At 62.6% G+C, this 1,261-nt stretch carries 1 protein-coding gene; it reads left to right on the forward strand.

Annotation, left to right across the window (positions count from 1 at the left end; translation table 11 throughout):
• The first annotated feature begins 183 nt into the window (after positions 1-183).
• Entirely contained in the window at positions 184-1,134 is a 951-nt protein-coding gene (locus ACFWXO_RS45565; RefSeq protein ID WP_380533197.1) for a hypothetical protein, read from the forward strand.
• Positions 1,135-1,261 lie beyond the last annotated feature (127 nt).

Genomic DNA, 1,261 nt, shown 5'->3' on the forward strand with positions numbered 1-1,261 from the left:
GCTACGACAAGCGGGCCTACGTCTTCCATGGCACGGTCACCGTCGCAGCGATCCGCCTCTGGCTCCGACCATGATCCGCCGGACAGAACCTAGCCTCGCCCTGAGGGAAGCGAGACGAGGAGCCGACGAACGCATTCGAGTCGCGCAAATCTCTTCACCACGCCCCGAGAAGGAGATTGCAGCATGGCCGATGAAGTCCGCTCCAGTCCGCCCGTCTACACCGAGATCGCCGAAGTGACCCCCGACAAGTGCAGCAGCTGGATGAGTAAGAGGACATGCAACCGTGTCCCCCTGAAGCGATCCAATGTGGACAAATTCAAGGAAATTCTGCGCAACGGCCAGTACCGCACCACACACCAGGGGTTCGCGCTCGACTGGCACGGCTGTCTGATCGACGGGCAGCACCGTGCCGCCGCGATCATCGAGACTGGTGCCACGGTGACCGCCCAGGTGACGTACAACCTCAACCCGGACACCTTCGCCGCGATCGATGGCGGCCGCATCCGCACCGCGGGAGACTTCGTCGCGCAGATCACCGAGATGAAGCAGGCCAACTCCAACGTATACGCAGCGGCCCTGAAGGTCCTCGCCAACCGCAGCGCGCTGCTCCACTGGACCCGGTGGACCACCGGCCGGCTAACGGCGGAAAAGCTGCAAGAGCTGGTGGTCAGGTGGCCGATCGAGGAAGCCCTGATCGTCCGCATGGTAGGGAAGGGCAAGCAGTGTCACGCCAGCGCGACCGGACTGGTCGTCGCCTACAAGATCATCACTGAGGAATGGCCGGAGCACGTGGCGAACTCGTTCTTCGACGGCATCGGTGAAGCCAGTCAAGAGCTCGTCGGCAAAGACCCCCGAGCCCTCTACACGAACACCATGATCAACGTGAACCGCGGAGTCGTCAGTCGGGACAGCGTGCAGCAGTCGGCCCAAGCCATCAAGGCCTTCAACGCCCTCGTCACAGGCGAGTCCATCGGCACCCTGAAGAAGATGAAGTTGAGTGGTGTGAAGACCGTCATGGATCGGCGAACCGGCGAGGAGATCGAGCAGGAGTACCTCGCAGACCGGTACCCAGAAGTCGTTCCGCAGACGCTCGACATCAGTGACACATGGCTCAAGGGCGGCGGCACCAACTGAGTACGGCCACCGTCGAAGGCCCGGACTTGGGTTCTAGTGTCCTGAGTCCTTGATCCGTCGTTGGTCAGTGCATGGGACGTCCTGGGCCGAGGCTGGCCGAGCTGGTGTTGTCGGATCACGAGCGGCA

Origin of the sequence: Kitasatospora sp. NPDC059088, assembly GCF_042738155.1 — a bacterium.
In the GTDB taxonomy this organism is placed as follows: domain Bacteria; phylum Actinomycetota; class Actinomycetes; order Streptomycetales; family Streptomycetaceae; genus Kitasatospora.